General features: G+C 65.4%; 25 protein-coding genes. 10 read left to right on the top strand and 15 right to left on the bottom strand.

From position 1 onward, the window contains the following. Nucleotides 1–4: 4 nt before the first annotated feature. Nucleotides 5–1,327: an RCC1 domain-containing protein gene (locus AKJ09_RS53985; RefSeq protein WP_169928647.1), complete on the top strand. Its 1,323-nt coding sequence runs from the start codon at nucleotides 5–7 to the stop codon at nucleotides 1,325–1,327. Beyond that, nucleotides 1,324–3,120, top strand: coding sequence for an IgGFc-binding protein (locus AKJ09_RS50315; RefSeq protein ID WP_146655000.1), 1,797 nt, complete (start codon nucleotides 1,324–1,326; stop codon nucleotides 3,118–3,120). The genes AKJ09_RS53985 and AKJ09_RS50315 overlap by 4 nt, the downstream gene beginning before the upstream one ends. Before the next feature lie 13 nt (nucleotides 3,121–3,133). Here AKJ09_RS50315 and AKJ09_RS50320 read toward each other — a convergent pair whose 3' ends face one another. The 5 genes from AKJ09_RS50320 to AKJ09_RS53990 all read right to left on the bottom strand — a co-directional run bounded on the left by AKJ09_RS50320 (nucleotide 3,134) and on the right by AKJ09_RS53990 (nucleotide 5,260). Next, on the bottom strand, nucleotides 3,134–3,682 hold the full coding sequence (locus tag AKJ09_RS50320) for an AAA family ATPase (RefSeq protein ID WP_169928648.1): 549 nt from the start codon (nucleotides 3,680–3,682) through the stop codon (nucleotides 3,134–3,136). 57 nt (nucleotides 3,683–3,739) lie between these two features. Beyond that, nucleotides 3,740–3,865, bottom strand: a complete 126-nt coding sequence (locus tag AKJ09_RS55895; RefSeq protein WP_275936724.1) for a hypothetical protein — start codon at nucleotides 3,863–3,865, stop codon at nucleotides 3,740–3,742. A 362-nt stretch (nucleotides 3,866–4,227) separates the two neighbouring features. Continuing rightward, nucleotides 4,228–4,509 carry a hypothetical protein gene (locus AKJ09_RS50325; protein WP_146655002.1) on the bottom strand — a complete coding sequence of 94 codons (282 nt, stop codon included), beginning with the start codon at nucleotides 4,507–4,509 and terminating at the stop codon, nucleotides 4,228–4,230. An 88-nt stretch (nucleotides 4,510–4,597) separates the two neighbouring features. After that, complete coding sequence (locus tag AKJ09_RS50330; RefSeq protein ID WP_146655003.1) at nucleotides 4,598–5,041, bottom strand: hypothetical protein; 444 nt, start codon at nucleotides 5,039–5,041, stop codon at nucleotides 4,598–4,600. Between the two features lie 69 nt (nucleotides 5,042–5,110). Beyond that, nucleotides 5,111–5,260, bottom strand: a complete 150-nt coding sequence (locus AKJ09_RS53990) for a hypothetical protein (RefSeq protein WP_169928649.1) — start codon at nucleotides 5,258–5,260, stop codon at nucleotides 5,111–5,113. 116 nt (nucleotides 5,261–5,376) lie between these two features. Between AKJ09_RS53990 and AKJ09_RS50335 the strand changes: the two genes are divergently transcribed. From AKJ09_RS50335 to AKJ09_RS50345, 3 genes are all read left to right on the top strand, one after another. Beyond that, the gene (locus AKJ09_RS50335; protein ID WP_146655004.1) at nucleotides 5,377–6,894 is read left to right on the top strand and encodes an aryl-sulfate sulfotransferase; all 1,518 of its coding nucleotides are present in this window, start codon (nucleotides 5,377–5,379) and stop codon (nucleotides 6,892–6,894) included. A gap of 152 nt (nucleotides 6,895–7,046) precedes the next feature. Continuing rightward, nucleotides 7,047–8,330, top strand: coding sequence for an RCC1 domain-containing protein (locus AKJ09_RS50340; protein ID WP_146655005.1), 1,284 nt, complete (start codon nucleotides 7,047–7,049; stop codon nucleotides 8,328–8,330). A gap of 35 nt (nucleotides 8,331–8,365) precedes the next feature. Beyond that, on the top strand, nucleotides 8,366–9,235 hold the full coding sequence (locus tag AKJ09_RS50345) for a serine/threonine-protein kinase (protein WP_146655006.1): 870 nt from the start codon (nucleotides 8,366–8,368) through the stop codon (nucleotides 9,233–9,235). Nucleotides 9,236–9,257: 22 nt separating this feature from the next. Here AKJ09_RS50345 and AKJ09_RS50350 read toward each other — a convergent pair whose 3' ends face one another. The 3 genes from AKJ09_RS50350 to AKJ09_RS50360 form a co-directional block, all read right to left on the bottom strand. Continuing rightward, nucleotides 9,258–10,136 (bottom strand): hypothetical protein, encoded by an 879-nt coding sequence (locus tag AKJ09_RS50350; protein WP_146655007.1) that lies wholly within the window; start codon nucleotides 10,134–10,136, stop codon nucleotides 9,258–9,260. Further along, nucleotides 10,130–11,608 carry a serine/threonine-protein kinase gene (locus tag AKJ09_RS50355; protein WP_146655008.1) on the bottom strand — a complete coding sequence of 493 codons (1,479 nt, stop codon included), beginning with the start codon at nucleotides 11,606–11,608 and terminating at the stop codon, nucleotides 10,130–10,132. The genes AKJ09_RS50350 and AKJ09_RS50355 overlap by 7 nt, the downstream gene beginning before the upstream one ends. A gap of 78 nt (nucleotides 11,609–11,686) precedes the next feature. Continuing rightward, nucleotides 11,687–13,249, bottom strand: coding sequence for a sigma 54-interacting transcriptional regulator (locus tag AKJ09_RS50360; RefSeq protein ID WP_146655009.1), 1,563 nt, complete (start codon nucleotides 13,247–13,249; stop codon nucleotides 11,687–11,689). Between the two features lie 217 nt (nucleotides 13,250–13,466). Here AKJ09_RS50360 and AKJ09_RS50365 point away from each other — a divergent pair, with 217 nt between their 5' ends. After that, complete coding sequence (locus tag AKJ09_RS50365; RefSeq protein ID WP_169928651.1) at nucleotides 13,467–13,916, top strand: response regulator transcription factor; 450 nt, start codon at nucleotides 13,467–13,469, stop codon at nucleotides 13,914–13,916. A gap of 67 nt (nucleotides 13,917–13,983) precedes the next feature. Here AKJ09_RS50365 and AKJ09_RS50370 read toward each other — a convergent pair whose 3' ends face one another. Both AKJ09_RS50370 and AKJ09_RS50375 read right to left on the bottom strand, forming a co-directional pair. Further along, a complete protein-coding gene (locus AKJ09_RS50370; RefSeq protein WP_146655011.1) occupies nucleotides 13,984–15,225 on the bottom strand; it encodes an AI-2E family transporter in 1,242 nt (413 codons plus the stop codon). 122 nt (nucleotides 15,226–15,347) lie between these two features. Then, entirely contained in the window at nucleotides 15,348–15,830 is a 483-nt protein-coding gene (locus AKJ09_RS50375; RefSeq protein ID WP_146655012.1) for a hypothetical protein, read from the bottom strand. A gap of 266 nt (nucleotides 15,831–16,096) precedes the next feature. Between AKJ09_RS50375 and AKJ09_RS50380 the strand changes: the two genes are divergently transcribed. After that, nucleotides 16,097–16,420 carry a 50S ribosome-binding protein YggL gene (locus AKJ09_RS50380; RefSeq protein ID WP_146655013.1) on the top strand — a complete coding sequence of 108 codons (324 nt, stop codon included), beginning with the start codon at nucleotides 16,097–16,099 and terminating at the stop codon, nucleotides 16,418–16,420. A gap of 827 nt (nucleotides 16,421–17,247) precedes the next feature. Continuing rightward, complete coding sequence (locus AKJ09_RS55900; RefSeq protein ID WP_275936725.1) at nucleotides 17,248–17,376, top strand: hypothetical protein; 129 nt, start codon at nucleotides 17,248–17,250, stop codon at nucleotides 17,374–17,376. A 64-nt stretch (nucleotides 17,377–17,440) separates the two neighbouring features. On the opposite strand, the gene AKJ09_RS50390 is transcribed toward AKJ09_RS55900, so the two are convergent. The 3 genes from AKJ09_RS50390 to AKJ09_RS50395 all read right to left on the bottom strand — a co-directional run bounded on the left by AKJ09_RS50390 (nucleotide 17,441) and on the right by AKJ09_RS50395 (nucleotide 19,370). Continuing rightward, nucleotides 17,441–18,511 carry a hypothetical protein gene (locus AKJ09_RS50390; RefSeq protein WP_146655014.1) on the bottom strand — a complete coding sequence of 357 codons (1,071 nt, stop codon included), beginning with the start codon at nucleotides 18,509–18,511 and terminating at the stop codon, nucleotides 17,441–17,443. A 78-nt stretch (nucleotides 18,512–18,589) separates the two neighbouring features. Then, nucleotides 18,590–18,751 (bottom strand): hypothetical protein, encoded by a 162-nt coding sequence (locus AKJ09_RS53995; RefSeq protein WP_169928652.1) that lies wholly within the window; start codon nucleotides 18,749–18,751, stop codon nucleotides 18,590–18,592. Between the two features lie 28 nt (nucleotides 18,752–18,779). Next, a complete protein-coding gene (locus AKJ09_RS50395) occupies nucleotides 18,780–19,370 on the bottom strand; it encodes a hypothetical protein (protein ID WP_146655015.1) in 591 nt (196 codons plus the stop codon). Between the two features lie 79 nt (nucleotides 19,371–19,449). On the opposite strand from AKJ09_RS50395, the gene AKJ09_RS50400 reads away from it, so the two are divergent. Further along, the gene (locus AKJ09_RS50400) at nucleotides 19,450–20,883 is read left to right on the top strand and encodes an HNH endonuclease (RefSeq protein WP_146655016.1); all 1,434 of its coding nucleotides are present in this window, start codon (nucleotides 19,450–19,452) and stop codon (nucleotides 20,881–20,883) included. Nucleotides 20,884–20,964: 81 nt separating this feature from the next. Here AKJ09_RS50400 and AKJ09_RS50405 read toward each other — a convergent pair whose 3' ends face one another. Further along, the gene (locus AKJ09_RS50405; RefSeq protein ID WP_146655017.1) at nucleotides 20,965–21,879 is read right to left on the bottom strand and encodes a hypothetical protein; all 915 of its coding nucleotides are present in this window, start codon (nucleotides 21,877–21,879) and stop codon (nucleotides 20,965–20,967) included. Nucleotides 21,880–22,304: 425 nt separating this feature from the next. After that, on the bottom strand, nucleotides 22,305–22,796 hold the full coding sequence (locus AKJ09_RS50410) for a GNAT family N-acetyltransferase (RefSeq protein ID WP_169928653.1): 492 nt from the start codon (nucleotides 22,794–22,796) through the stop codon (nucleotides 22,305–22,307). A 719-nt stretch (nucleotides 22,797–23,515) separates the two neighbouring features. Between AKJ09_RS50410 and AKJ09_RS50415 the strand changes: the two genes are divergently transcribed. Next, a complete protein-coding gene (locus AKJ09_RS50415; RefSeq protein WP_146655019.1) occupies nucleotides 23,516–23,731 on the top strand; it encodes a hypothetical protein in 216 nt (71 codons plus the stop codon). The last annotated feature ends 90 nt before the right edge of the window (nucleotides 23,732–23,821 follow it).

The following is a 23,821-nucleotide window of genomic DNA, read 5'->3' on the forward strand; positions in this document are numbered from 1 at the left end:
GCAATTGTCACGAGCCATCGTCGCCGCCTGCGGGATGCTCTCTTGCGCCGCGGCGAACTGCGCGAGCGACGAGGTCGGCGCGGGCTTGGCGGAAGGCGACGGGACGCCCGACGCGTCTCTTGCCGACAGCGGGAGCGACGCGCCCCTGGAGGACGCTCCTTCGCGTGATGCTGCACCGTTCGATGCGACGCCGCCTCCGGTCGAATGCACGACAAAACCGTGCGCCACCGCGCTGACCTCCACGTCCGTCGGCGACGCCCAGACGGTCTGCGCGTTGCTCGACGACGGCACGGTCGCGTGCTGGGGTGCCAACGATCAGGGACAGCTCGGACGCGGCGACGACGCCGGCGCAGTGGACAGCGCAACTCCGAAGAGGGTGGTCGGTATCGACAACGTCGTCGCGATCGCTCGGACGTGTGCGGTCGACAAGAACGGCTCGGCGTACTGCTGGGGAAAAGGTCCGTATCTGGTTGGGGACGCCGCCGACGTCACCACGGAGCGTACGCCGGTGAAGCTTCCCCTCGAGCGGGTGAAGAAAATCAGCGTCAACACGAACGTCGGCTGCGCAATGGTCGAAGACGGCGTCGTGTGCTGGGGAGTCAATACGAACGGACAGATCGCTCCGTTCGACGGCAGCGATCGTTCGATGCCGCGACCACCGCAGACCGTCGCGCTCCCGCCGGGAGCGAAGGCGCGCGACATCAAAGTAAGCAATGCCACGCTCGTCGCTCTCGAGGATGGGTCGATGGTGAGTTGGGGAGCGAGCCCACCGCTCGGGCGCGTCACCTCGCTCTCTCCCGACACGCATCCCCAGCCTCTCGCCATCGCCGGAATCACGACGGCCATCGCGATGGAGATCGACAATGGTTGCGCAGCGGTATCGGGTGTCGGCTACTGCTGGGGAGCAGGACCGCCGAATCCCCGGAACATCGTCGACCTCAGTCGGGCGCTGCCGACTCCGATCGCGCTCCCCGAGCCTGTCCGCCAGATCAGCATGCCCGCGCAGCGTGTCCTCTGGGACCCGAACAGAGGCGAGTCGCTCGTGCCGAACCGCGGGTGTGCCGTCGGTGTTTCGGGGGCGGTGTACTGCTGGGGAAACAACACGAGTGGTCAGGCCGGCGACGGAACGAAAGACCACGCCTACGAGGCGGTTCAGGTCAGGGGGCTCCCCGCTCCGGCCGTGAAGGTCGAACCGCTCTTCGACGCCACGTGCGCGCTTCTGACGAGCGGCAGGATCTACTGCTGGGGAAGTGATTTCTACGGTCAGCTCGGTACCGGCAATTTGAAAGTCTCGAGCCTCACACCTCAGGAAGTGCTACTGCCATGAAGTCGTCGCAGCTGCTGTCCGGCGTCCGCGCCGGCGCTCTTGTCGTCTGGGGCTTTGCCCTCGCCAACGCCCTTGCCTGCGGAAAGGACCGGCCCGCGCTCGACGCGCCCCCGGTGCTCATCGCCGGCGACGATGGCGGCGATGCCGGCGGGCCGGTATGCGGCGTCCAGTGTTCGATCGACGGACGGTCGAAGCTCACGGTATGCGACGGCGAGGTGACCGAGACGGTGATGTGCCCGCCGGAAATGGCGTGCGGCGCCGGGATCTGCCAAGAGCCGTGCGCGGCAGCGGCGGCGGATCATAACTCGAACGGATGCGACTTCTATTTTCAGGCGCCCCGATACTCATCATCGAATTATCGACAGTCCTGCTACGCCGCGTACGTGGTCAACACCTCGAACCAGGACGCGACCATCTCCCTCGAGTACCAAGGCCAGCCCATCGATATTTCGAAGTCCTTGTTCCGGACGACTCCCGGGGACGCGACGCTCACCGCCCATACCGGACCGCTCGCTCCGGGGGAAGGCGCGATTCTCTTCGTGTCCGATCGCGATCGCACAGGCGAGCCATACGTTCCGAGCACCCCTTTCGACCCCGATATTTCGTGCCCCAAAGGCGTCGTTCCCGCCACGCACGTGGACGTCATTCCGAACGGCACCGGGATCGGCTCGTCGTTTCGTCTGACGGCGGGCATGCCCGTCAGCCTTGCGTCGATCTACCCGTTTGGAGGCGCTTCGAGCTTCGTTCCCGCAGCCACCCTCCATTTGCCGGTGGCGACATGGGAGAAGCAGCACATCCTGATCAACGGCTGGGAAACCGGACCCACCGGACGACCGGCAGCGCTGATCGTCGCCTCCGAGGACGACACGGAGGTAACGCTTTTGCCGAGGGTGGACCTCCAGAACGGCGCAGGCGTGGTGGGCGGTCCCGCCGGAGTCCCCGTCAAGTTTCGGCTCGGAAAGGGTCAGAACCTTCAGCTCGTCCAATCACGTGAGCTCACGGGGAGCCTTGTCACGTCGGACAAGCCGACGACGACCTTCGCCGGCCACCAGTGCGCAGAAGTTCCCGTCGGTAAGGCCGCTTGCGACATCCTCACCCAACAAATTCCGTCGCTGGAGCAGTGGGGCTCGGAGTACGTGGGTGTTGGCTATCGCCCGCGGCTCGGAAACGAGCATGAACCCGTCGGCTATCGGATTGTCGCCGCCCAGGACGGGACGCTGCTCGAATACGATCCTCCTCAGCCGCCCGCCGGTGCGCCCACCGCGCTCTCGCGCGGGCAGTCCAAGCTCTTCTACGCGGGAACGGGAGACGCGTTCGTGGTGCGCACGCAGGATGCCGATCACCCGATCTATGTCGCCGCGTACATGTCCGGCGGCGGCGACGCCAACGGCGCCGGAGATCCGGAGTTCGTGAACGTCGTGGCGGCCGGTCAGTACTTGCGCGCGTATTCCTTTTACGCCGACCCAACCTACGCCGAGGCTTCGCTCGTCATCGTGAGGGCCAAGGCCTACGGCAAGTTCAACGACGTCTGGCTGGAGTGCGCAGGCAACTTGACCGACTTTCGTCCCATCGGAACGCGTGGAGACTACGAATTCACGCGCGTCGACTTGTCCCGCAACTTCGGCAACGGCGCCAGCTTCGACGGAGGCACGTGCAAGGCCGGCATGCAGCGCATGAGCAGCGAAGGTCCGTTCTCCGCAACGCTGTGGGGCTGGGGCATGTACGCAAGCTACGCCTTTGCGAGCGGCACGGCGCTGCGGAAGCTCGTGACCAACCCCATTATCGTTTTCTGAAGCCGCTCCAGTTTCAACGTCGAATCTCTCCAAGAACCCGCTCCACCGCCTCTTCGACGGGGATAGGCCCAGAAAGGCGCAACACCGGATTGGTCGCGCGCCGCAGGAGCTCCTCGTGGCAGGGAAGCGTGTTGGTCCCCTCCGCGGTGCCGTCGTCGTAGCCTCGCGTCCAGGCGATGAACTCGGCGTGAACCTCAGCCATATCGCCGCCGGGCAGAATTCGATCCCCGTATTGCTCTCGCTCACGTCGCACGATGCGTTCGATGCGCAGTTCGCTCGGTAGCCACAGGAACGCGTGCAGCGAGTAACGAAGCGCAGGGGTCGGCGTCCACGTCCCGACGGCACCGCTCAGGACCCAGTGATCGAGCGGGCCCAGCTCGCGCTCCACGAGTGTGCATCGATCCTCGGGTGTCCGTTGCTTCTGAAACGGCGGGTCGGTGGGAAGATGGTAATAAGCGTCCGAGTCGAAGTGGGGAATCGCAAGTCGCTCCGCGACAGCGCGAGCGAGGGTCGTCTTCCCTACCCCCGAGGCGCCGATCACGTTGATTCGAACAGGGCTCACGCGCCGAATCCGCAGCACACCCTCGACTTCCGTTCGACCAGCACGCTCGCCGACGAGTCAGTCCACGCGCGACACGTCGACGTCCACTCCGAACTCCCTCAAGACCTCCTCGAAGTACTCCGCCTCGACGCGAGCGCCCTCCGCCAGCGGCAGCCCATCGCGGACAATCCGAAGAAGCTCCATCGGGGGATCACTTCGCAATCCACGCAGCGCGTGCAACGCTTCTGTGCGTCGCGGTCCGAGATCGCGAATGCGCGCCACCCAACGCCCCTCGGAAGCGATGAACGCTGCCCTCGCCTCGTCGGTCAGCGCGTCGCCATCTCCCTCTTCGGCAAAGGAACACTTCGTACAGTAGAGGCTGCGGCTAAATCGGAATTTCGTCGCGCTCGACGTGGCGACGTACGTGCACCTCATAGTCGCTCCACAGTCAGGACACTGAACCGGTTCCGAAGCGACGTGGCGTCCCATGATAGCCCTCGAGTCCTCGAGTAGCATTGCACGCTGGTCTCGCGCAGTTCCCTTCGAGCCGACGAGACCTGGCTGAGCTACAGGCCCCTCCGCAAAACCTCTTCTAGCCGCTCGGCGTCGGTCGTGTCCCACGACTGGTAGACCCGCAAGAAGGCCTGATAGGCAGCGTCGGTCTGCATGCTTCTCAGCAGCAAGAGACAGACGTCACCAACGTAGACCCCACTCATTAGTGGCTCGCTCTTCGACGGTCCGCTCGCGAGGCTCTCGAGCAACGTGACGGTCTCGGCACGCTCGCCATGGAGCTCCGCGAGTCTCGTCAGCGCGGCGCCCTTCTGACCGGGGAATCCTGAACGTGCCATTTCCGCCAACGCGGAGAAGGAAACGTTGGGTTCTCGAATGCGCTTCAGCCACAAAGGCAAATCATCGCTCGCAGGAGCCAATCGCGGCTCAGTGAACAGCGACCCCCAACGATCCTGCAAGGTGGCAGAGTTGTTCCATCAAGCGGTTCCACGCAAGAACATACGCGTCAACGGGAACGTTCGTGTGATGGTCCGTGGTTAGATCACGGTGCAAATGAGGGGACCGTCGAGTGTGAATTGATACGCTCTCATTGCTACGCACGGCGGAGATGACCAGCGATCCATTGCCGAGGTAAACGAAGTGTTCTGCCCCAGCCAAGAACTGCGGGAGATCGGAAACTGCGTCGCAGAGAAAAACAATATCGTCTTCCACCGGCAACGCACATAGGCCGAGATTTTCCCAACGGATCTCGAACGTCATGACGCCTCGTTCCGCCAGGCTCTCCATGAGCGCCATTGGATCGATGGGCGAAAGCGCGGGTTCTTCCCGTCCCTGGCAGTTCGCAGTGCTGAAGGTTAGCTCGATCTTCATGCTCGTCGTGCTCGTGCTCGGCTTAATCGGAAACGTATACCAAACAATCGGCGCACGCGGTGGTTGCGACTACTCGAAGGCGGCCTTCCAACGCTCGCCATCGAAGCGGATCGAGACTTCTCCTTCCTCCCCTCCGAACGACTTCCACGTCGCCATGGCGACGGCACATCCAACGACGCCCGGCGAGGTATCGACGGCGGTCTCGATGAGATCCGTCACGACGATCGAGTAATTTTGTCCCGCCCGCCGACTCCGAGCTCGACCGCGCGCGCGCGAATCGTGTGGAACTGTGTAAACGCGATCGGTCTGCGGGGGTGTCCGCTACGTGCACTCCGATGGCACATACCTTCCGTCGCCTTGCGATCTCTGGCTTGCTCGTCTGTCTCTCCCCGCTCGGCTGTTCGGATGCCCCGTCGAACGCGCCCCCCTCGTCGGCGAGCTCGGACTCGTCGGGCTCGTCGGACAACGAGGCGGCAGCAGGGCTCGAGCCAGTGACCGTCGACGACATCCAGCTCTCGACGGGGGCGCTCCTCAGCGCCTACGACGAGACTGCCGCGGAGCTCGAGGTGAGTTCGCTGCGCATCGAGCAGGCGCTCACGATCAGGGTGAAGGGAACGAGCGGCGGAAGCGTCCTCGTCGACGGTGTCGTCGTTCCCATGAACGGGGCCTACAGCCTCACGCTCGATCGGCTCGCCGATGACCGAATCATCCACATCGTTCACAAGAACGCAGCGGGCACGGTGGTCGATCAGAGTCTCCGCACACTGCCGACCGACTTTCCGGCGTTCACAGTCACCGCCGACAATCCCACGCCGGGTTGGATCTTCTTCACGCCCGGTACGTGGTCCGCCTTGCCGTTGACGCCGTACATCGCGATTCTCGATGAGCTCGGGCGCGTCCGTTACTACCGACGCATGATCGCCACGTCGACCGACTTCAAGTGGACCGTGCTGCCCAACGGGCGAACGCGCTACACGTACTGGTCGGACGAGAGTACGGAAAGCGGCGCCGGTACGACCGTGGTGCTCGACGAGAACTTCGACGAGATCGAGCGAATCCAGCTGCTCGCGACGGACAAGCACGCCGCCTACCCGACCGACGCCCACGACGTGCTGCTCCTCGACGACAATCACTACGTGCTCACTGCCACCGTCAGCAGGACCGTAAACAACGTCCCCGAGGACCTCGCGGGTGACGATGCGACGCCCACCGTGGGCGCGGCGATCATCCAGGAGATCGAAGACGGCAAGGTGATCTTCGAGTGGGACAGCACGGAGCATCCGGAGCTCTACGCCTCCTCCTCCGAGGGCAACGCTTACGCGACGTCGACGTCGACGAGCGCCGCCGATTACATCCACTTCAACTCGATCGACATCGAGCCGACGACCGGCAACTTCATCGTGTCCTTGCGCCACCAGGATGCACTGCTCGAGCTCGATCGGACGACCGGCGCCACCGTCTGGACGCTCGGCGGTGTGAACGACCAATTCGGACTCGACGACGCGCAACGCTTCTCGCACCAGCACCATGCACGCGTGCAGTCGGACGGCAGCATTCTCTTCTTCGACAACGACAACGCCCGCGAGGCGACGCGCATCATCCAGGCGAAGGTCGACTCGCCAGACCTCGCCCTCACCTCGTTCGACGCATGGGACACGGGCCGCTATTCGATGGCCATGGGGTCCGTGCAAAAGCTCGACGCCACGACGTACTTCATCGGCTGGGGCGCTCACACCGACGATCTCTCGGATATCTCCGAAATCGACCGGAGCACGGGGAAGACGAAGTTCTCTCTGACCTTCCGCGACGACTACTATTCGTACCGCGCCCTCAAGTGGACGAATCATCCCTGACCGCACACGAGTCCGCGACCGAGGAGCGGCCCACCGCGAGCTCGCACGTGCGAATTGCAGGCGCGGCCGAGGAGCTGGTATCGTTCGCTTGAACCTTGTCCTTTGGAAGGGTGATGGGGCGGACGCGACGAATTGGGGGGCTTGTGTTGAGCGTGGTCGGGGCCTTCGCCGTGGCCGGCGTGTCGGTCGTGGGCTGCGAGAGCGCCCTCGGTTTGGACGATGCCCGGGTACGCACGAGCGACGACGCAGCGCCTGCTGCCGCGGACGTTTCCGACCTTCCGGACGTTCCGGACGTCGTTTCGGACGTTCCAGACCGCGTACCGAATCGCGTGCCGTACGTCGTCTCCAGCCTTGGGGATCACACGTGCGCTGTCACGCCTGACAAGCGTGCGTATTGCTGGGGCGACAACACGGAAGGTCAGCTCGGCGACGGCACCACCGAAACACGCAGCACGCCGGTTTTGGTCGCCCCGTTCGACGACGTGGTCGATGTCTCTGCGGGCTACACGCACTCGTGTTTGGTTCGGAGCAACTCGGACGTCTACTGCTGGGGCAAGAACGATCGGGGGCAGCTCGGGGATGGCACCAAGATCGATCGCCGTGAAGCCAGCGCGCTGACGATGAGCGGCGCGTTGAACGTGGGCGTCGCCGGCTGGCACACCTGCGTCGTCACCGCGCTTCGCACCGTTCGATGCTGGGGCGACAACTATTACGGTGCGCTCGGAGACAGCACCTTCACGGCGCGCACGCGCTACGTCGACGTGCTGGGCCTCTCGGACGTCACCTCCCTCGCCGTCGGCGTGATGCACAACTGCGCGGCCACCGACCAGGGGTATGTCTACTGCTGGGGCCGCAGCGTTTTTGGAGAGCTCGGTTACGCGGTGGAAGGCGATGCTGGAAGCCCGGATCCCAACGATCCGGGGAGTCCAATCGCACAGCGGGTCCCTGGACTCACCGACGTGGCAAGTGTCGTCGCCGGCGAAGACCACACGTGCGCCATCCGCAAGAACGGGCAGGTCGTGTGCTGGGGAAGAAACGACTACTCGCAGCTCGGTGACGGCACGGGCATCGGCAGGACCACGCCCGCTCCCGTGTTGGGGGATCCGACCTACGCGGTGCATCTCACAGCCGGTGGATTCAACTCCTGCGCCACGTTCAGCGGAGGCAAGGTGCGGTGCTGGGGGCGGAACAACTTCGGGCAGCTCGGCAACGGCAATACGAATCAAGGCGAGACCGTCCCGAGTCCGCCCATCGTCTGGCTCGCGGACGTCGAACGACTCTCGACGGGTGAGCACACCTGCGCCTGGCGCAAGGATGGAAAGTTGTTTTGCTGGGGCAGAAACGATCTCGGCCAGCTCGGACTGGGGAGCATCAGTGACTACGAGCTCCAACCGCGCGAGGTGACCTTTCCTGCGCTCCCATCCGCGAGCCCCTAAGCGCAGCGCGGTCACTTCGCAACGAGCACGCCTCCATGCCTCTTTCGCCCGAAGTCGTCACGCGCGCCCGGGAGCGCGTCGGGAGCTTCGTCCGACGCAAATACCACTTCGATGCGCTGGTGGGCATCGGCGGAACCGCGGCGGTCTACGCTGCCACGCATCGCAACGGAACGCGCGTCGCGCTCAAGGTCCTGCACCCCGAGCTCGCGTTGATCGCGGACATTCAGGCGCGATTTCTCCGTGAGGGTTATGTCGCCAACCGCATCGCGCACGAAGGCGTGGTGCGCGTCGTCGACGATGACGACGACGAAACGTTCCATACGGTCTTTCTCGTGCTCGAGCTTCTGGAGGGCGAGACGATCGCGGAACGCGTCGCGCACACCGCGGCGAGCATGGACGAAAGCGTCCAGTGGGGTGATCGTCTGCTCGACATCCTCGCGGCCGCGCACGATGTCGGCGTCGTTCATCGGGACATCAAACCGGAGAACCTCTTTCTGACGCGCTCGGGCACGCTGAAGCTCCTCGACTTCGGCATCGCGCGCCTTCTCGACGGCAGCAGCGCGACCCGCTCGGGGCTGCTTCTAGGAACGCCCGCGTTCATGTCCCCCGAGCAAGCGAGTGGGCACGCACGCGACGTCGATGCGCGAAGCGATCTCTGGTCGACCGGCGCGGTGCTCTTTCGCCTGATCGCGGACCGCCCGGTGCACCTCGCGCGCTCGCCGGCCGAGCAGATGCTGTTTGCGGCGACGCAGCCGGCTCCCAAGCTCGAGACCGTCGTTCCGGGCATCTCGGCTCGACTCGGGAACGTCGTCGATCGCGCGCTCGCCTTCGAACGAGCGGACCGCTGGCAAGACGCCCGCACCATGCGCACGGCGCTCCGCGAGGCCGTGGGCACGAATCGTTAGACTGCTACGCGAGACGTCGAGCTCACCACGCTCCGGTCATCGTCATGCCCATCGCCTGCTGGGAGACGGCGGGCGCCATCGACGCACGGACGGAACTGTCGGGCGTGGAGAGCACGAACAAGGCGACGCCGCTCGCGGTGAGGACGCCGCCCGCGACGAAGGCGACGTTGGACATCATTGCCGACGAGCGTGCCTTCGCGAGGGCGTCGCCGTCCTCGCATTCTGCCGCGGCGTCACACTTCGCGTCGGACTTTTGGGATATCGCGCGAAGTCCGAAATAGGTGCCGAGCGCAAGCCCGGCGAGGCCGGCGCCGCCGAGCAAGTAGCTCGTCGTTCGCAGCGACGAGCCGGAGCCGCTGGCCTCGGGAGCCGTCGTGATCGGCGCCGCGGCGAGGGCCGGGTTTGCCGTCGTAGGTCGTGCGGAGACCCTGAGCGTCACGGCCTGGGCTTTGACGCCCTCGGCCACCACGGCCTTCACTTCGTAGGCCTCGCCGCTCGGCAAGACGAAACGGAACGTGCGCGGGCCGGGATCGGTTTCGATGGCGCGGCCGTCGAGCCTTTCGGCGAGCCATTCGCCGCCCGCTTCGACTTTCACGTCGAGGAGCTCGTCGCCGCGTTCCGTCCGCGCAAAGAAGACCACCGACGGCAGCCGCTGCTCGAGCACGGCGAGGCTCTTGGTGCAATCGGACACCATCCACGACTTGCAGCTCGGATTGGCGCACGCGCGAAGCCGCTCGCGCGCTTCGAGGAGCCTGACCTCGCCCGTCGTCGACTTGAGCAGGAGATCGGCTTGCTCGAAGCCTTCCTTGCACGATGCTTCGTCCGCGAGCGCGCGGGACGAGACGAGCGAGAGCGCAAAAGCGGTGAGAAGGGTCGCTCGCAAACGAGGGCCGATCAGCATCCTGGTTTCACCCTTCGCGAGGAGGTCACCGGATCGAAGTAATACGGGGGATCGCAATCGGCGGTGGCGACCGAAGGCGGCGCGGTAGGGGTTGTCTTCGGTGCGTGCGAGGTCGCCCCGCCGGTCGAAGACGGCAGGGCGGTTTTCGAGGTCGGCTTGGGGGATGCGGAACTGGCGGCGCGTGCGCTCGCGACGGCCAACGGCGAGGACGGCGACAACGCCGACAACGCCGAAGACGTGGCGACCGGTAAGACGGTCGGCGGGGGCTCCGTGGCGGGCTCCGCAGCCGCCATCGACGCCGACGCCGACGCCAACCCCTCGGCCGATCCGGTTCCCGCCGCCCGATGTGCCCCCCATCGCGGCACGAGCATCGCAGCGCCGCCGAGCACCACCAGCCCGATCGCCACCACCATCGACCCGCGAGCGCGCCTCGGCTTCGCCCCGGCGCCCGGCGCGGCCGGCGAAGGCTCATGTTCCTTCGACGCAACGACGCCCCCATTCGTCGAAGCCACTCCACGCGCCTCCGCGAGCGGAGGCCGCTCCGCTTCCGGCGAAGTCACGAGCCGAGGAAACGGACGCTCCTGACGAACCACCGGCACGATCTCGAAGCCCGCCGACGCACGGTAGCTCTCGAGCGCACCGCGCATCTCGTCCGCGCTCGCCCAGCGCGCGTCACGCTCGAACGAAAGCGCCCGATCGACGATCGCCGCAAGCTCCGACGGCGCATCTGGAGCCACCACCCGAAGCGCGCGCGCCGGACGGCTGGCCGCGAAAACGAGCATCTGCTCGGTCGTCTCCGCCTCGTGCACCAACGCCCCCGATAGGAGCGAAAACATCGACGCTCCTACCGCCCAGAGATCCGTTCGCGCGTCGATGTCCCGCGCGATGCCGAGCGCTTGCTCCGGCGCCATGAAGGACGGCGTGCCCGGAACGCGTCCGGTGACGGTGGCAAGCTGCCCGGGCGCGGTCCGCATGCGTGCGATGCCGAAGTCGAGGACCTTGAGCTCGCCACTCCGCGTGACGAACAGGTTTTCCGGCTTGATGTCGCGATGAACGATCCCCTTGGCGTGCGCCGCCGCGAGCACCGCGAGGAGCTGGCACGCCCACGCCGAGACTTCGTCCGGCGGCAGCTTCTTGCCGTGCTTCTCCCAGCGCGCGTGCAGCGTTTCGCCTTCGAGAAGCTCCATCACCAGAAACGGCTGCTCGCCGACGTCGTCGTCGAAAACGCGAACCGCCCCCGGATGATCGACCGCGTTGGCGACGTAGCCTTCCTTCAAGAAACGTTCGCGGAGATCACCGCTCAGCGAGATCGCCGGGTGGAGGATCTTGATCGCGACGCGATGACCGTTCCGATGCCGTCCGCGGTAGACCGCCGCCATGCCACCGACGCCGAGGAGCTCGTCGACGTGGTACCGACCGCAAAGGGTCGTACCGACATGACGCTTCGCGAACTCGAGGTCGGGGCTGAACATCGGAAATAGAGCCAGGCTATCCTGGTGGTGGTGCGCGAGCAACGTACGGCGGAGCTCATTTTCCGGCTCACTTCGCGCTCACTTCGCATTCTTGGGGGCGTTCTTCGGGGCGCTCTTGGGGCGCCGTCCTCCCGAACCGTCGCGGGGCGCCGCGGCTGCCATGCGCGCGACGTCGAGGCCGTGGTGTTTGACGAGCCGGTTCAGCGCGAAGCGGCTCGTCAGCCCGAGGGCCCTCGCCGCGCGCGGGATGCTTCCCCCGTGCTCTGCGAGCGCGGTCGTGATCTCCTCGAGCGAAGGCGCTCGCGAGCCTTCCTCCTCTCCTCGCGCTCGCGCGACCATGCGAGACTTCTTCGTCGATGCACGCGACGCCGAAGGAGCGCTGACGCGATCGCTTTGGCTTTCGGCAATCGCCTGCCAGAGGATGGCTTCGAGCTCGCGGACGTTCGTCCGATAGGCGCGCGCGAGCAACATCTCGATGAGCGCGGGATCCACGCGCACGCGCGGTCGCGTTTCGTGCCGAGCCTCGACGAACGAGGCGGCCACCGCCGGACTCGAACGCGCCGCGCGCTCCAAGAGATGCGCGGCGAGCAGCGGGATGTCCTCGCGTCGCTCGGCAAGGCTGGGCACGTCGATGCGGAGCGTCATGCGCGCGGCGAAGTCGTGCTTGAGCAAGCGCGGGTCACGGTTCGTGGCAGCGACGAAGCGAAACGTCGAACGACGGACGCGCCCCTCCCCGAGGCGCTGATACTCGCCGTCGCGATCGAGCACGCGAAGGAGATGAGCCTGCTGCTCGGGCGGGAGCTCGCCGACTTCGTCGAGAAACAGCGTTCCGCCGTCGGCCTCACCGATGAGGCCCGCACGCTCCGGCATGCCTGGGTTCGGGTAGTTCCGAACGTTGCCGAAGAGCTCGGCGTCGATGAGCCCCTCGGGCAAGGTGGCCGCGCTGCGACTGACGAACGGGCCTTGGGGATCGGCGGAGAGCGCATGAAGCGCGCGCGCGACGAGCTCTTTGCCCGTACCCGAATCGCCGTGGACGAGAACGTGGTTCGGCGTCTTCGCCGCGAAGGCAATGCGCTCACGGAGCGCCCACATGGCGGGCGACTCACCGAGGAGCCCGAGCGGGTCGACCTCGCCGAAGGCCGCCATCGCCGAGGCCGGCAGAAATCGCACTGGCGGGATGAGCGCTTGGCGCTCGACGCAAAGGAGAACCAGCTCGGAACGGAGCTGCACGACGTCCCCCGGGACGATCTCGGCGACGTCGCGCACGATGCCGTTGACCAGCATCGGACAGCGGCCCACACGCTCCAAGCGAAGGCCGCGTTCGGTCGGTCGAACGAGGAGCTGACGACGCGACAAGGACGGCGAGGACAGCGGCGGACACTGACCGAGGGTGCCCGGACGCTGACGCCAAAAGCGAACGCGCGGCTCTCCGCGGACATCGTCGGCGCCTCGCCCGAGGGCGGCGTCGCTCGACGACGGCGCCAAGACGGCGATCTCTCCGACGCGATCGGGCTCGTGCGAAGACCAGGCGATCACGAGCGCGATGATGTCTGGGCCTCGCTCTTCGGTCGACGCGGGACCACCGTGGCCCGAGTCGAGCGTCGTCGCAGACGAGATCGTGGGTCGGTCGGGGGTGCCCATCGGGACTCACTGACCAGGATGCCAGAATCGAGCGCGCGATGGTGCGCACGCTCGATGGTGCGCACCACGCGGCGTGCGCACGCGCGTTCGAGACAGAAAGATCAGGGATTTCACGTAGTGACGAGCGTGCCGGACCGGCCCGGAGTTTGCGAAGTCCCGGCGCGTGGCACCACGCAATCGGGAAACGACGTCGCCCCCGGTCTGGATGGAGAGCGCTTTGACCGCCGCGCTGGAGGCGATCGGTACGGCCGCCGTCGTCGTCGACGTACGAGGGGTCGTCAAAGGCGCCAACCAGTTGGCGCTGGCGCGGTTCGACGGCGACCCGCACGCGGCGACAACCGAGCTGAGGCGCTCGCTCGACTCGGAGGGTGCTTATTGCGTTCACCCGCTCGCGGGCTGCGCGTCGTCCCACTTTCTTCTCGTGCTTCGTCAGGTCGTCGACGAAGACCGTGTGGGCAGTCGCGTCGACGCGGCGGCCAAGCGCCTTCGGCTCACGCCCGCGCAGGTTCGCGTGCTGCGGTTCGTGGTGACCGGAGCACCGAACCGAACCATTGCCGCGAAGCTCGATATCAGTGAGCGCACCGTCGAAATCCACATGACCGCGCTGCTGTCGAAGTTCGACGCCGACAATCGCGCGGCATTGGTGGCATTGGTTCTCGCCCCGTAGAGCGACAGAAGCGCTGTCGGCCGACTTCCCTCGATTGACACGCGAAAGCCGGGTTCGATACCCGGGCTCAGGCGGCGCCCTCGGCGAGTCTGTCCATTCGCGGGGGCCTTCGCCCGAACGCGGAGTGCTCTCGAGCGAGCTCGAGGGCCTCCACGGCCACGCGTATCGCGAGCGGTCCGAAAACGATGCCCCAGGGACCGAACGCGTAGACGCCACCGAGGAGGGACACCAGCACCGCCGGGGTCGACAGGCCGAGGTTGGCGCGTCGCGAGAGCACCGGCCGAAGCACGTGGTCGACCACACCGACGACGAAGTAGCCGAAGAGCGCCAGGGTCAACGCCTTGCCGGTGTCGCCATGGATGGCAAGACCAGCCGCGACCGGCGCCCAGACGAAGATTGGACCCGTCAGGGGGATGAGGGCGGCGACTGTGCTGAGCACTCCGAGCAGCCCTGCGCGCGGGATGCCGAGCACGAGGTAGAGCACGGTCGCGAGAGCTCCCTGCGCGAGCGCCGTAAGGCCGAAGCCGACAAGGACGCCGCGACCCGCCTGATGAAAGGCCGCCGCCAGGCGCCGATAGATCGCTGGCCCCACCGGCGCGTTCGCCTCGAACCAGGCGGCTGCGCGTTCGCCCTCGGCGACGAACGCGAAGAAGGTCGCGAGAAGCGTCACGAGCCCCACGATCACCGACAGGGACAGCGACCCCACGATGCCGAGGACCTTCGCCGCCGTCGCGCCGAAGTCCTTTCCGAGGGAGACGAAGTAATCCAGATCGCGCGTGGGGGTAGGCGTGCCGTCCTCCGTGACCAAGGACTCGAGGGCGTACCGACTGTCGTGGGCGTGCTGCAGCTGCGCGACGAGGCTCCTCGCGGCCGGTACCGCCCCCACGACGACGACGACGGTGGGGACGATGAAAAAGACGACGAGCGCGAGGGTGAGCAGACCTGCCGCGATACCGCGTCGCCCGCCGAGGGCGCGGGAGAGCCGATCGGCAAGGGGCCTGGCCAGCTTCGCTCCCCACGCGGCGAGAACGAGCGAAGCCGCGAGCGGCCGCAGGACCATCAACGCCACGATGGTGAGCAGCGTGGCGATGATCGCGAGGACGGTCGTCTCACGCCAAACTCTCGCACGAGCTCGCGGCGGTCTCGTCCGCTTACGTTCCAGCTCCGTGCCCTCTTGCCTCACGGTCATTGGACCGCAAGGAGCAATGGGCATACCGCGGCGCAGCTGCCCCACCTCCCCCGGGGGAACGTGGTCGATGCGGGTTCCGTCGTGGCGCCCCGAGAGAACCTCTTGCGAGACATTCGTCATCACCCGCACGGCGTCGAAGCGCCGCCAGGACGCCAGGGCTTCGAGGTCGGGGAGCTGGCTATCGTGCTTTGCTCGATCGTAGTGTCCCCTCGCATAGACTCGCCGCCCTTGATGAAGACGGCTCAACGTCCGGTTGAAGGATCACGGTCCTCTCGCGACAGGGGTTCCATTCCTACGGAAAAGAACACCAGGCGGAGCTTCCTTACTTGCTCTCCGCTCAGGCGGCCGACCGCCAGTCGAAGCGTCCGGTGCTCCTCGATTTGGTGGGGAGGGGCGCTCCGAAGGAACGCAGCCAGCTCCGAGCGCTGAACGTCGCTCAACTCTGGCCGCATGACGTACACGTTCTCCGCCGGTCCTAGCTGCCATTGCAGCTCGGCGGGGGCCAGGCTTGTGAGATAGTTGAACAATTGCAGCCACCACGGGTCCCACTTCGCCATATCAGGGGTGACAAACAGATAGGCGAATGTGCTCCGGAGCGGCACATCGATCCGGGCCTGTCGAATCTGAAAATCAGAGTCCAGCATCACAAGGCTCCCGGCGGAAGCGTAACGATCATCCCCTGGCGAGCGATCGTTTCTTGTGCCCCCCCCGGTTTGAATATCCATTCCATATCTCCCGGCATGTCGTCGATAGATTCCACGGAGAGTTCGCAGAGCGACTTAAAGCGAAGAACGCATCCCCTACCCGAAAGCATCTTCTACGTCCTTGAGCGCGTGGTAACTCGATCACGATCGTGCCTGTCGGCCGTGAAGTGAACGACGCCCGAGCGCCGCCTCGAGGCGAGGCTCACCGATGAAACCGGGAATGGCATCGATCATTCGTTCGCGTTGGAGCGTCAAGGACGCTGCTTCCCTGATAGAGTCCGCTCGCTATGAACAAACGACTTCGCAAGAAGAAGCGCGTGGGCGAATTCAAGGAGCTTGGTTTCGAGCTGCGCGCAGATCTGCAGCCCGGCCTCACCGAAAGCGCGGTCGATGCCCTCGTGGACCGACTGATCGATGTCGTCGAGGCACGCCAGCTCGCCTTCGGTGGTGGCGGTGGCGGTGACGACAAGCTCGAAGGCTTCGTCCAACGCGCCAGGCGGGGCAGCGCCACCGAGGACGATCGCGCAGCGCTCGCCGCGTTCTTCGAGCGCGACGAAAGCGTCGTTCGTCACGAGATCGGTGCGCTTCGCGACGCCTGGTACGGCTGGTAAGAGGTCCGAGAGTCGGGCATCCTAATTCGCACACCGAAAGCGAACGAACGAGTTCCCGTCACGCGACCTCGTCACGCGACAGGCTCGTCCTCGAAGGGTCGCGACGACCAGCCAATACCGGGGCGACGAGAACGCGCGACCCCAGAGACGCTATGCGCCGCTGGGTCGCTCACGCTGGCGCGCTTAAGGCGAGAGGAGAGCGTCTACACGGCGCGGGCGGACGCTATCCTGCGTGCTAAGCTGTGGACGTGTCTTCGTCACCTAGCCGAGCTGCGCGCGCGAACTGGAAGGTCGAGGTGATCCGTGGTCCCCAATCCGAGTCCGAGTCGGCTGCGGAGGATGACCTCTATTGGCTGAGTGTGCCGCGAGACGAGCGGGCGGCGCTGACGTGGGACCTCAGCCGGGAGCTGTATTCGATCGCGGCGCTCAACCACGGCGTGTTCGACGAAGAGCTGGGGACCTTTGTAAAGTTGAGCGGGGACGACCTTGAACGAAGACTTCCTCGAGCTGCTTTCGTCGTTACTCGACGCTGACGCAAAGTTTCTGGTGATAGGAGCGTACGCGGTCGGCGTTCATGGGCGCCCGCGTGCCACGAAGGATCTCGACATCTGGATCGAGGTGAGCCAGGACAACGCCGCGCGCGTTCTCCAAGCGTTGCGGGCGTTCGGCGCTCCACTCGGAGATCTGACGGAAGCGGACTTCGAGCAGCTGGGCACGGGCTTCAAGATGGGCATCCCCCGCGTCGAATTGATATCCTCACGAAGATCGAAGGCATCTCGTTCGAGGAGGCCTGGCCGAACCGCATCGAAGCAGAATTCGGAGCGGGGGTGCGATGTCCCGTCATCGGGCTGGAAGACATCCTCACGAACAAGCGTGCTGCGGGAAAGCCACAGGACCGGGCGGACGTCGCCGTGCTCGAACGCGTCGCGCGGAGGGCGCTCGAGCGCGAGGAGTGAGAAGCCGAGCTTCGGCAGCGCGCGGGGAGGTGCCTCGTCACCGCACGGTCCGTCACGCCGAGTATCACGGCAGACGGACCGCGGCTCGTGGAACCCATGCGCCGTCCTCGGGATCCGAGCCGACGACGCGGTCGCTGAGCAGGCGGACCCACGTTGCGTCCGGCTTCGGAACCTCGACCGTGAGCTCGGCGTCGGCGGTGGTGGCCCACTGCCTTCCGCCTGGCGTCGCGTAGACGGGCGTGCCGGGGATCACCGTCGCGACGACGACGCGCGAGCGCTTGAGACGAAGATCGCCTCGCGCGTTGCCCGTCCACAATCCCGGGCCGGCCATGGCATTGCCGCCGGAACCACAAGACTCCCCCAGCGCGACCGTCGTGTCGATGGTCTCCGTGCGTTCGCCGAGGATCTCCCGCCTCGTCCGCCATTCGCAGTAGGTCGGCTCGCGGAGCGCGTCGGTTGCAACCCAACCGTCGATCCGCGTTCCATTGGTCCACGCTCGAACGACGTGACTCAGCCCTCCACGAGTCTCCGTCTCGAACAGCACGAGGCCACTGCCTGCGAGTCGAATGGGCGAGGGCCCCGAATCGACCTTCGGACGAAGCTCCGTGTCCCGCTCGAGAATTCGCGGGACGCCGGACGGAGCAGAGATAGACGCATCGTTTCGCGTGACGAAGGCGTGCTGGACGAGCTCGTCGCAAGCGACGGCGACGCCACGGATCGTCACGTTCGAGCCGGGCTCCATGGGCAGCTCGACGTCCGCTTCGAGGAGCCGCCCCGTTCCCGCGTGCGCTTGCACGGCGACCGACCCCGCCGCGAGAGAGAGGCCGCCGAGGTCCTTGGCGTGCTTCAAGTCGAAGAGCCCGATCGGCTCGACGCGACCGCGGAAGGCAAGCGGGCGGGTCACCTCGGCGCGATAGCTCGGTACCTCGACGGTGGCGTCGACGCCGTAGGCGAAGATTCGATGCGAAGCGCCGTCCGGCTCGGCCGTGACGGAGACGTTCTCCAGTACGAAACGGCAGCTCGGGGGCGGTGGCTGTTCGACCGCAACGACGTTGGCAGGACGCGGCGGCGCCGACCGACACGACGTCGAGGCCGCCAAGCAGATCATCCCACACGCCCAAGCGCGCACGCCCATCGATTCCGGAGCATATCGCGTGTGCGACCGGCGAGTGGCACCAACATGCCGATGGGCGGCGAACCATGGCAAGCAAGCTCAGTCTCCGGATGACGGCTCTGCCGCGAGCACCTCACCAAGGCCGACGGGATGAAACAGCGTGAGAGCGTTGGCGGTCAGGCCGAGTCCCGCCAACGTGTCGGCGCTGTTGATCGACGCGAGAAACCCCGACGACAAATCCTCGAGCGAGAGAGTCTCCAATCTGTAACCGGGCCAGCGCTCGAGCCATTCAGCGGGATCGTCGCGGCTCGCCCAGTATCGGGACGAAGTCCTGGCCCTTCGGTGTGACACCATCCGCCCAGTGTTGTTCTTCATCGGAGTAGAGCGCGATGGCGCCCGCCTCTTTCACTCGCCGAGCAAACGTCAGAAAATCTGCCGCAAGCCCACCGCCCTCCACACTGCCGGCCCCAATGACTTCTCGCTCCCATGTATGGATGTGGGCAACGAATCCATCCAGCTTCGCCTGCTCGAAGAACTCCCTTCCTTCTGGATTATCAAGATAGGTCAAGTCTGACACGACCTCCTCGAGCACCGTCCTCGCCACACCCCAGCCTTCAGCAGCCAGCTTGCGTGCAAGGAGCCTTCGCTGGCTGCTGGGTTCGTCCGGAAGTGAGATGTTTTTCATTCCGTCGATCTGGGCTTGCTTCCACGCGCATTGAACCGCGTCTTCTTCAGCCCGTCTACTCGTTCGCCGTTCTGTTTGAAGAGCGTCGTTCCGAGCTGCCGGAGACAGGAGGAAGCGTTCGAGCTCGAGAGCGATGAAACGGCCACTGCGTCGTACGGAATTACAAAATGCATTTGCCAGAAAGAAGATCTTCAACGGACTTGCGAACACATATTATGTGATTAGTTTTCCGGGCTCGAGCTCGCAGGGTGTAGGGGCGAACAGGGAGGGGCGTATGAACGAACGGGATCGGGCCGAGGGCGAACAGCTCACTGGGCAGACGCGGCAGGCGTGGCGTCGGACCGTGGACGAGTGGCTGTGCGAGAAGATTGGCAGCGGAGGAGAGCCGGCGAGAGGCTTTGTCCATGCGGACGCGGCGCCGAGACTTCTCGCGGAGGTCTCGAATGAAGAGATTCTCCTCGATGTGAAGTCGTTCGTCGGCGCGGAGCGGCGGTCGCTCGCAAGGGTGATCGTCTATCTCGTCGAGATCGAAGAGCGACGACTCCATCTCGAGCTCGCGTGTTCCTCGATGTTCGATTTTTGCACGCGAAAACTCGGCTTCAGCGAGGGAGAAGCGTTTCGACGGCTCGCGGCCGCGCGTCTCGTTCGGCGTTTGCCAGTGCTGCTGGACGCCATTGCCTCGGGCCGAATCCATCTCTCGAGTCTCGTGCTTCTGCGCGACCTTCTCACGGAGAGCAATGTCGACGAGATCGTCGCTGCCGCGAGCGGCAAAAAGAAGCGCGAGGTCGAAGAGCTCGTGGCACGAATGGCGCCGAAGCCCGACGTCCAAGCGTCGATTCGGAAGCTGCCGGACCGTCGGCCGTCTTCTTCGACCACTTCGTCGCAGGCGCCCACACCAAGCCGCGTGCCGCCATCGCAGCTACAGGCCATCGCGGAGCGGCGTTACAAAGTACAACTCACTGCCAACGAGGTCCTTCGCGACAAGCTGGAGCTCGCGCGTGCTCTCATGAGTCACCAAAATCCGAGTGGAGATCTCGCGGTCATCGTCGAACGCGCCGTCGAGCTGCTGATCGAGAAACTCTCGAAAGAGAAACTCGGTACGACCTCGCGAGCGCGCCGAAGCAAGCCGTCGGCGAAGCACGGGTACGTCACGCACGCGGCCCGACGGGAAGCGTTCGAGCGTGACGGTATGCAATGTTCGTTCGTCGGCGAAAACGGCGAGCGGTGTCCAGCGCGCTCGTTTCTCGAAATCGATCACGTAACGGCCCGGGCACTGGGCGGCAGTGGCGAGGCCGAGAACCTCCGCGTCCTATGCCGAGCGCACAACCGCGACGCTGCCGAGCGCGTGTTCGGTCGCTCGCACGTCGAAGCCCGGATCCGGACCTCCCGAAAGCGCTCTACGCGAAGGCCGGATCGCAACGCACCGTCCGCCGGACCGCCCAGCGTTTCCCAGCGCAAGTGCAACGACGCGAGAGCAGCCACCTCTACAGCGTCGACGTCGTTCATCGGTGAGACGAGACACGTCGCGCCCGAGCAAACGCAAGACGGCGACGCGCGGAAACACGTACGCACCGCGCTGCTCTCGCTGGGCTTCCGTGGCTCCGAAGCCGACCGCGCTCTCCTCGTGATCGACCGAAAGGAGTACGACGAGCCGTGGCGGCGGCCGATCGAGACACTCGTCTGTGAAGCCCTCGGCATCCTCACATGACTCGCTCATGAGACGTTGCTGGCTTGCGCTCGACTTCGCTGTCCCCGGCGGCGGCTTCCCTCGCACCGGGGCGCGCTGGCATCAGATGCACGTCTCGAAACGCGAAAGCGCCTCCTCGATCGTTAGAACCGCGGGATCGTAGAGGCCGTAGCCAAGCAGACTGCCCGTGGCGATGCGCAGCTCGGCGTGCGGACTTGGCGGAAGCGTGCGAAGGAGCTCGCGCAGCTTGGACTTCCGCGGCTTGTGGTTGACCAGCACGAGCAACAGCATCGGCACCTCATCGCTGAAGCTCACGAGATCCTTCTTGCACTCCATGAGCCCCAGCGCGCGCTTCTGATTGAACACCCTCACCATCTCGAGCTTCAGGCCCGCGACGTTGTCGGGGTTGGCCAAGTGGGCGTTCACGTCGGCGACGTGCGCATGAAGACCAGCGACGCCGTCGAGTGCGTCGTCGCCGTATTTCACCTCCCCGAGCACGAGGCGTCGACCATCAGCCTTCTTGCGCTCGAGCGCGGTCGAGGCCCAATGCACGGCGACGAGATCGAATCGCCCGTGGTCGTTCGCATACTCGATATCGCAGACGTAGAAATCGGTGTCACCGGCTTGGCCGCCCAGGTTGTTGTCGCGGAGGAGCTGCTGCTGGACCTCGCGCTCGTCCTTGGCGTGCCTACCGAGCCACAGGTCCATGGCCTCCTTCAACCTGGGCAGCGCGGTGATCCACGCGGCGACGTCGGCGGGCTGCCGCAAACGAGGCGACGGCATCGGTGGCGCGGCCCCCTCGAAGTACTTGGGGTCGAAGAAGGCCGAGTAGCCTCCAGCGGCCGGGGAGACCCGCATCACGTTCCCGCCACGGTAGTAGACGTTGATGTAGTCCTCGCGCAGCTCGAGGCAGAGAGTCCGATCCCGCTCGACGCGCTCTCGGAGCGGCGCAAGGAGACCTCCCTCTAGGTCCGCGAAGAAGTCGGGGCTCAGTCCACGGCGCGCGATAACGGTCATCGCTCCCATCCTACGCCGTCGGGTCACCCCATCGCGAGACGCCCGCCCCTAACCCCTTCTTCGCGGCTCGCCGTTTACGAATTTGCGGGGCATGCGCTTCATTGGAACTTCTACGAGCGGGTCGGCCGTCAGCGCTATCAGCGGACTTTGGATCATCCAGACGACCCAAGACGCTTGAAGGTCCATGTCCCCGCTATTGCCAGCGCCGCCCCCGGCGCGCACTGCTTCGGAGCTCGCACGCGCCCGCGGGAATTCCGGCATCACGCATCCATCTTGCAGAACGCTGCGAATGATCCAGAGCACCCCCTCGAACAGGACACCGGACGCGCTGTGGTCGCGAACATCCCAAGTCTTCGAGGGCTCCTCAATTCCTTGCACGAGGACAATCTAGCAACGAAGAGGTCCGTCGATCGACGTCGACTACCTCAGAGCGCTCGTTCCATGCGCAGCAGCTGCGGGGAACCGGGGCGACGTCCAGTCGTGTGCCATCCCATGCGCTCATAGAAGCCTCTCGCCTGCACGTTGGTCTCGCTGACGTACAAGTACGCCCGGTCGAATCCCGCGCTTCGGAAGAGCGCAATCGAGTACTCGTGTTCGAGGCGCCCGAGCCCGGTGCCGCGGAGATCGGGGCGCACGTAGAAGAGGTTTACGTAGCCAAGATCGCCATCGGAGCGTAGCTCCACTTGGCCGACGCAATCGTCCGCACGCCAGACGTGAGCGCAGCTGCCCGGCCACGCCTCTGACCGCTCGGCGAGCTTCCGGAGGTACGCTTCTCCACCCGCGCCCGCATCGCGCCAGAACTCGTTGGCATCTCCGAACGACGCCTCATACGAATCCGCGCGGAACTCAAGGCACAGCGCGGCGTCGCGCGCGATGTCGATGGGACGGAACGAGAGTGAAGGCTTGTCCGTTATCACTGGGTCAACTCGGTGGAGGTAGCGATTTCGATCAGCAAGGTGGAAGCGCGCTGCCAGACTCGTCGCGAGCGGCGCTGCCCGCAACAAGATCGGCGTATGCACCCCGCGTGCGAGAAGCTCATCACCAACCGATTTTGCGGTCGGTGGCTTCCTCGCCTTCGGCGATCACAGGTAGGGTTTCCAATCCAGGTAACGTTGACTCTTCAACGGCTTCAACCATGGAGCTGAGAAGCAACACCTCGGCTCTCTTGGCGTAACTCTCGGCCAATCTATCCCCCCACTCCTTCGAGGACTCTGGCGTCGTGCCATCAACAATAAAAACGGCAGGCCATTCGTAGTCCGGATCGTCCCGTGGGAACGAAAGGTCTCTAAACCAAACTATATATACGCATTTCATACCCCAAGAATCCCCTGATGAACGTTACCCCACGGCGCACCAAGAATCTCGCCGAATTTGTCTATGAAGACACGAACCTCAGCGTAATTGCCTGCGCGCTGAGGTCATTCTCCGCGACCAACTCAGACGTTATGTGCCGCCGCCCCCAGAGCGTGTGTCGAAGGTCGTCCAGTATCGGTCGATTTGGCCATGGTCCCCGCGGCCCTCTCCGACGCGCGCGGCGAACGTCGCAAGCCCCTCATCGAGAGACCTCGGTGGACTCGACCTCGACGGCTCCCACGACCTCGGAATCCGCGGGGGCCGCCGCGGCTCTGAGAGTCACGTGGCCTCGATATGGCTTCCCGTCACCGCCAAGGCGGGTGACGCTCGATCAATGGCGGCGATGCACGGCGCCCGCGATGGTGTTCGGGAATGCGCATCGTCGTGCTCCGCGCGCGCAAAGTTCGCTTGGATCGAAGCGCGCGTGTGGACGGCGGCCCTCGTCACGGCTGACCTCGATCGCCATGCGTGGCTCGTCGACGCTGCGCCGGCGTGCTGAAGCTGCTATTTCAACGAGTCATGGCGTCGTCCGCGACCGTTCGCTCGCCTCGCGATGCGCGGCGGGCCTGCGCGCCGGGACACGCGTAGA

Source organism: Labilithrix luteola (assembly GCF_001263205.1).
Taxonomy (GTDB): Bacteria; Myxococcota_A; Polyangia; order Polyangiales; family Polyangiaceae; genus Labilithrix; species Labilithrix luteola.

Bases quoted from the DNA above. Each gene is read 5' to 3' on its own strand.
- AKJ09_RS50315 (WP_146655000.1), top strand. From the start codon at position 1,324: ATGAAGTCGTCGCAGCTGCTGTCCGGCGTCCGCGCCGGCGCTCTTGTC.
- AKJ09_RS55895 (WP_275936724.1), bottom strand. From the start codon at position 3,865: ATGGAGCTTCTTCGGATTGTCCGCGATGGGCTGCCGCTGGCGGAGGGC.
- AKJ09_RS50325 (WP_146655002.1), bottom strand. From the start codon at position 4,509: ATGGCACGTTCAGGATTCCCCGGTCAGAAGGGCGCCGCGCTGACGAGA.
- AKJ09_RS50330 (WP_146655003.1), bottom strand. From the start codon at position 5,041: ATGAAGATCGAGCTAACCTTCAGCACTGCGAACTGCCAGGGACGGGAA.
- AKJ09_RS50335 (WP_146655004.1), top strand. From the start codon at position 5,377: ATGGCACATACCTTCCGTCGCCTTGCGATCTCTGGCTTGCTCGTCTGT.
- AKJ09_RS50345 (WP_146655006.1), top strand. From the start codon at position 8,366: ATGCCTCTTTCGCCCGAAGTCGTCACGCGCGCCCGGGAGCGCGTCGGG.
- AKJ09_RS50350 (WP_146655007.1), bottom strand. From the start codon at position 10,136: ATGCTGATCGGCCCTCGTTTGCGAGCGACCCTTCTCACCGCTTTTGCG.
- AKJ09_RS50355 (WP_146655008.1), bottom strand. From the start codon at position 11,608: ATGTTCAGCCCCGACCTCGAGTTCGCGAAGCGTCATGTCGGTACGACC.
- AKJ09_RS50360 (WP_146655009.1), bottom strand. From the start codon at position 13,249: ATGGGCACCCCCGACCGACCCACGATCTCGTCTGCGACGACGCTCGAC.
- AKJ09_RS50370 (WP_146655011.1), bottom strand. From the start codon at position 15,225: ATGACGAATGTCTCGCAAGAGGTTCTCTCGGGGCGCCACGACGGAACC.
- AKJ09_RS50375 (WP_146655012.1), bottom strand. From the start codon at position 15,830: ATGGATATTCAAACCGGGGGGGGCACAAGAAACGATCGCTCGCCAGGG.
- AKJ09_RS50380 (WP_146655013.1), top strand. From the start codon at position 16,097: ATGAACAAACGACTTCGCAAGAAGAAGCGCGTGGGCGAATTCAAGGAG.
- AKJ09_RS50390 (WP_146655014.1), bottom strand. From the start codon at position 18,511: ATGGGCGTGCGCGCTTGGGCGTGTGGGATGATCTGCTTGGCGGCCTCG.
- AKJ09_RS50400 (WP_146655016.1), top strand. From the start codon at position 19,450: ATGAACGAACGGGATCGGGCCGAGGGCGAACAGCTCACTGGGCAGACG.
- AKJ09_RS50405 (WP_146655017.1), bottom strand. From the start codon at position 21,879: ATGACCGTTATCGCGCGCCGTGGACTGAGCCCCGACTTCTTCGCGGAC.